Origin of the sequence: Leptotrichia sp. oral taxon 215 str. W9775 (assembly GCF_000469505.1) — a bacterium.
Lineage (GTDB): Bacteria > Fusobacteriota > Fusobacteriia > Fusobacteriales > Leptotrichiaceae > Leptotrichia_A.
The window spans coordinates 1-6,545 of record NZ_KI272832.1; the positions used below are offsets into that span (position 1 = coordinate 1).

Below are 6,545 nucleotides of genomic sequence, written 5' to 3' on the forward strand. Positions count from 1 at the left end.
ATGGTCTGATACTTGTTCTTTCACTTGTTCTTATATTGTATCCTAATTCATTCTTTAATGCTACTCCATAAGTTGTATAGTCAGATTTTGCATTGAAGATTTCATCCACTACCAGATATTTTCTATGCATATCGTTTCTTGATACATATCCTTCTCCTGAGATTGTCCACTGTAAACTTCCGTTATGGTCTGTGCCGGTGACATTGTCTTAAAGATTCCTAATTTTAACACGGTGACATTGTCTTGAAGATTCCTAATTTTAACATAGTCTGATTTTCTTTTGATCCCCCTATGTCTTTAAACTTGAATCTGTTATGTGCCGCTCCTGCATACCATCCGCTTGAGTTTCCTAACTTAACTGTTTCATCTTCATGCAGGTATGCAAATCCATACGCATTGCTTGTATAGTCGATAATTCCTGCTGTATCTGTACTGTATTCATCTCTCATTCCGAATACTTTTATTTTGTTTGACTGTTTAGACTTAGTATCCCATTCTTTAGATAAATGAGTTATTTCTTTGTCTATTAGTCTTCCTGTTCCATAAGTTCTCTGCTGAACACTTGCATACTGATGTCCCATCATTTCGTCAAATGCCTGAGATAATAAAATATCTTCATTATCTCCTATACTATTAAGCTTATTGAATAATACTTTTTCTCTTGAATCCAGTTCATTCATTCCGTATCTTTGTTCCAGTCCGTCAGTGAAATTATACAAGTCACTATCGTTTGCGTATTTAGTATATGGATATTTAGCCATAAGTACTGTTTCATCTCCACTTACAGCTACATCTCCTTCGTCATACGTTGCTTGCCATGTCAGTGATCCTGAATAAAATTTCAGTTTTCCTGAAGGATTTGTATCTAGGAATGGTTTTAATATATTATTTCCTATTTTTATTGCTTTAGCATTTGTTTTTTCTGCAGCCTCTATTCCTATTATTATATCTGTTGTTCCTGTAGGTGCATATCCTGATCCTGATATAGGTTTTGTTCTTCCTAATGTGTCTACATACACACCTATATTTGAAAATGCAAAATTTTGTACTTCAGGTATATTATTTACTATCTCTGTTTGTATAATATTTCCATTTTCATCGAAGGCTTTTACTTTTCCATCAACATCTTTTTTCAGTGTAATTCCACCTGAAGACTTAGTTGGATCGTATGTTATAGCTTCATAAGGTGTTGCTCCCCCATTTGCAACTACTTTTCCTCCTGTTGGAGAACCTGAAAGGTGTGTTCCATTTATCTGTCCGTCAACATTTCCAGTAGTCAATGGAGTCGTTTCATCTATTCCTTTACTATTTCTGAAATAAACGCCTTTTGTTCCTCCACCTTCTACTTCTATTGTTCCGTAGTTCTTTATTATACTATTATAAACATACATTCCATAACCTGAATCTGCATTTATTTTTATGTTTCCATAATTTTCAAATGTACTTCTATTATTTACAACAACTCCTATCAGACCATTTACATGAGAATTTCCTGCATAATTTCCTGCTGTTATTATATCTCCATAGTTTCTTCCTAATGCACCATCATCAAGGAACATTCCTGTCATCTGCTCTATACGGTTAGAAGAATTTGCTCCTGATGCATCAAGTACTATTCTTCCTGCCGCTCTATTTTCAACAACTGTTCCAGCTCCTGCTCCATACATTCCTATACCTTTATTTCCTGTTACAGTTATTGTACTATTATTGTATATTTGAGCACCATCTTTTGCAGCCATACCAATTGAATATAAATCTGCCGAACTATTTGACTTACCTATTGTTATAAGAGCATTATTTGTTCCTGTTCCACCATTAATATTAAGCATTCCCACATTCCCTATTCCAGATTGTAAATTCAATGCAGCATTGTTATTTACATTACTTCCATCTCCATACAATGCTACGTTTGCATTTCCTGATGAAGTTATTATAGTATTGTTATTAATAGCAGCTCCTTCTCTTGAGTAAGCATAGATTGTATCTTCTCCCAATGTCTGTGTTGTTCCTGCTGCACCATTAAATACTCCTGATGCTCCCTTTACAGCAAATCCAATCGATGAATTTCCAATTCCAATTTCACTGTGATAATTATTTACAGTTGCATCTACTCCAAATACTCCAATCGCATTATTTGCAGCTATATTTAATGTAGTTCCGTTATTTACATTTACTATTCCACCGTCTTTATATACTCCTGTTCCACCTGAACCTACAGACAGTGTAGAACCTGACTGAAGATCAACATTTGTTGCACCATTCGAGTAAATTCCTATTGAATTTACTCCAGATTCAACTGTTCCTGTATTTGTAACTGTTGGAGCATATATAGCTATACTTGGACTTGATGGATTTGATGAATCTCCAACTTTTACTGTTCCGTTATTTGCTACAGAAACTGCTGAGAATAATCCAGTTGAATTATCTCCTGTAAGATTAACCGTTGTTCCTGTATTTGTAAAAGCCTGATTCGAATATACTCCCTTTGCTCCTGTAGCTGCACTTGTAATAGTCCCTCCTACAAGATTCAATATTGAATTTACTCCTTGTATTCCTACTCCATTTGTTCCTAATGTTATTGTCCCACCATTATTATTTATTGTAGTATTTTCAGTATATACTCCTACTCCACCAGGATTATTTCCAAAGTTTATTTGAGAATTTCCTCCTAAAGTTACTGTTGATGTTGCTGAATGGTTTTTTGCAACTACTCCATATGAAGCAGCTGTTGTTCCCGTTGAGTTTATTACTCCGTCATTTGTAAGATTTATATCTCCTGTTGTTACTGCAGGGTTCAAGTTGTTAATTCCATATAATGCTGCTCCACCATTTCCTACTGTTATTGTACCTAAGTTAGATACTACTGATCCATTTATTCCAAGTAATCCTATTCCATTGTCTCCTGTGTTATTTATAATTCCAGCCGAAGTATTTTCTATTGTTCCAAAATCAGTAACTATTGCAGTTAATCCTGCTTGATTAGTTAAATCTACTGTAGAGTTATTTGTTACTTTCAAATCATTTACTGAACTTCCTGAATTTCCTTGAGCTACTGCATAAGTTAAATTATTTGCAATATTTGCTCCATTATTGGTCATAAGACTATTTATATTTACATTTGATGAAATAAAGTCTAAACTGTGGAATTTATCATTCTCATCATTCAAGTTAACCTGCTGATCAAGATTTAATGTTGCTTTATTTACTGTATAATATTTATACTTGTTTCCTGTTATTGAAACTACATGTTCTCCATTTGCATTATTCAAGTTTATAGTTCCACCTACAGGTTGTGTAGGTATTGAAGATAAATTAACTGTCAGTCCAGGTTGGTTGAATACGAATAAACGTCCTCCTTCCCTCATTGTAAGATTCAATGCTCCTCCTGCATTATGAAGCATATTTAAGAACGTAGACTCACTTCCTATAGCTCCTACATTGTAGAATGCTACTCCGCCCTTTTCTATAGTTGCATTTACATTATTCTTAATATTAAATTTTCCTGTAGGTGTATAGTTTCCACCTGATAATGTATAATTATAGAAAAGTAGTCCTGTATCTCCTACTTTTGCAGCAAGATTTTCCAGTTCCATTTCTGAATCTTCTGCAAACATTGCTACCGCACCTTTTTTAGATTCTATATTTCCATTCAATTTTGTAGAAGAGCTTGTTCCTTTTGAGTATACTCCTATCGAGTTCTCACCTTCAGCTGTTATCGTACTTCCATTCATATTATATGTACCAAAGTTTACAAGTCCGGCATTCTTACTTCCACCTGTAACTTCTATTTTAGAAGTTGCTCCTGAATATCCAGTCAATCCAGTATCTATATACATACCCAGATTTCCTGTCCCACCTGAAACTGTTATTGTTTTATTATTAGTAGGTTTACTTCCAGCTATTTTACTCATCATTCCGGCATTTGAACTTCCACCTGCAATCTCTATTGTTCCCTCATTGGTAACATTTGCTGTTGCTCCATTAGCAAACATTCCAATATTATTACTTCCATTTTCTATTTTAATATTTCCAGAATTCACTCCTGTCTGAGCATTTCCCGCTGCTCCTGATACTGTTCCTTTATCTATTCTCATTCCTATATTGTAATTTCCTGACAAATTTATTTTCCCACTACTTTCATTTGTAAAAGTATCTGCAAAATTTGTCTTTAAAAATAATCCTGTATTTCCTGTTCCTGATATATTTATTTCCCCTTCATTTTTAACCATATTCCCTGCCTGAATCGCTGTAAAAGCACTATCATCCATATTTGGATCTTCCAGTACTGCTATTCCTGCGGATTTACCATATGGAACAGTTCCTGCTGCGGCTCTTTCATCATGTCCACTAACTTCTATTTTACCCTTATTTACTACAGATGAATTAGTTGCATCAACAGCAGAAGATACTTTTATTCCATAACTTTCTATTCCTGAAGTTGAAATTGTTGCACCTTCTTCATTAAGTATTTCTATTTTAGGAGTTGTATTTTTTACAGGGGAATATATCTGAATTCCTATTGATTTATCTCCATGAAATTCTATTTTTCCTCCTGTTTCATTTTTAGTAACATATTTTTTTGTTGCCGCCGCCACACTATCATCTTCAAGAGTTAATATCATTCCTATTTTTGCCCCAAAATATCCTGCCAGATTTCTATAAAATGTTGTTTTAGAAGGATTTGATAAGTTAGTAGGAGGCGTTGTGTTCCAACCATATAATCCTAAATCTAAATCAATTGTTCCACCTTTAGCTACGTTACCTATCGTAGTATCTGCCGCTTCACTTGCATCTGTTATTATTCCCTTATTATAAAGAGTTCTGTCAGTTGCATCTCCCAATCTATCATACTGCATTTCAAGACCTATAACTAACGGCCCTTTCAAGTTTAAAGTTGAATTATTTCTTATATAACTATTATTTCTTGCATTATCTAATGTTGCTATACGGCTTCCTCCAACAAGAAATTCCTGATTATTAAATGCCCTTCCTGCAGCTTGTTCAGCTGTTCTTTCACTTGCAGTTAAAGGATTTATAGAATCTATATCTAAAGGATTTTCTATAGTTACTCCTGAACTTCCAACAACATCAAAATGAACTTTCAGCAATCTCCATTGCCCCTTATTTCTACCTGATACTGTATCAGAAAAATTCCATGAATATCTTAATGCAGGGTCATTGGCAAGATTGGCAGTAACATTTCCAACATTACCATACGATTTAGGAGTCCCGATTGTTCCTCCACCTCTTACAAAACCAAATCCGGCATTTGTAGTAACTGCACAACTTTCCATATCATTACAAAATGCTCCCAGTTCAATATTAAAAACTGGTGCCACTCCAGGTGTAGGAACATTTATTTCAGGTGCAGCAGGATTAAATTTTGGTATATTTACATCAGGTAATGCCGGTCCTGTTCCTGTTGGTCCAGCAGGTGCTGCTACTGCTACTGGGGTTCTTGTTACTGCTTTTGGTCTTATACTTGCCCCTAATTCCAGTTCATTTGTCGGTTCTAAAATTGCATTTCTTTCTATAAGTCCATATCCATTTAATAAAAGTCCATTTCTTTTAGTTGTAGATGCTGAATAAAGATCTGTCTCTCCTTGATTTAATAAACTATATGCATATCCTGTAGGTGTTACATTTCTTTCCCACCATTCTCCTCTTCTGAATATTCCTTCATATGGATATTTTTCCTTCTTATCTCCTATACCTTTATAAGTTCCTCTCCAGTCACTGTAGAAATAATTCATTCCATACTGCCATGAACTCCATGGAGATTTTACTACATGATCTCCTTGTTCCATTAATTGTATTAGCTCAAGATTTGAACCTTTCATTAACTTATTATTTTCAGCTTTTGCTTCCTTAAACAACTTCTTCATATCCATTATTGATGTCTGAAGCCCTTTTTTTGCTGTTTCTACCTCATCTTTTCCATTAGCTGTAAGTGATAATGAACCTGTTACTAAAAATGAAAATAATAATGCCATGTTATATTTTATATCTTTACATCTCTTTACAAATGTTCTTAATTCTTTTTCTATTCTTCTTAAGTTGTTATTCATAACTGACTCTCACTTTCCTAAATTTTGTATTTTTATTACTATCGTTTTTCTCTCCTTAAAAGCTTAAATTCTATTCTTCAAAATCTAATTTGTTTTCCACACATATTTTTGTATTTTACCTTCATCATATAAATATTGAAATACAAAAAACTGTTTTATAAATAAAATATTTTTTGAAGTTTAACTTTTAATTTCCCATTATTGCGAGTATTTGTTCCAACTCAAATATTTTCTGCTCTTTTTCTCTTATTAATTTTGCTAAATTTTTATAATATATATCATAATTGTTCAAAATTTGCTTATATTTGTCTCTGTGCCATCTAACTTCAGAGTCTTTCTTTAATTTTTCAAAAAGTTTTTCCTTTCCTTCTTCTTTTGCTTTAAGGTCTGCCACTTCTGTTTCCAGTTGAGATTTTTGTGCTTCAAACTCCCTTTTTTTCTGTGCCTCCTTTTCAAGAAGGTCGTTAAACTTGTTTT

Annotated in this window: 3 protein-coding genes; all 3 read right to left on the bottom strand. The window is 33.7% G+C overall.

Features of this window, described 5'->3' with window-relative positions:
- The coding region (locus HMPREF1984_RS11745) for a hypothetical protein (protein ID WP_021766345.1) at positions 1–130 on the bottom strand (130 nt) is incomplete at its 3' end.
- 94 nt (positions 131–224) lie between these two features.
- Positions 225–6,068: an autotransporter-associated N-terminal domain-containing protein gene (locus tag HMPREF1984_RS02690; RefSeq protein ID WP_021766347.1), complete on the bottom strand. Its 5,844-nt coding sequence runs from the start codon at positions 6,066–6,068 to the stop codon at positions 225–227.
- Positions 6,069–6,255: 187 nt separating this feature from the next.
- Positions 6,256–6,545, bottom strand: a 290-nt coding sequence (locus HMPREF1984_RS02695; RefSeq protein WP_021766348.1) for an adhesion protein FadA, incomplete at its 5' end; no start/stop codon positions are given.

Excerpts from the sequence above, each read along its gene's own strand:
- HMPREF1984_RS02690 (WP_021766347.1), bottom strand. The coding sequence starts at position 6,068 with ATGAATAACAACTTAAGAAGAATAGAAAAAGAATTAAGAACATTTGTA.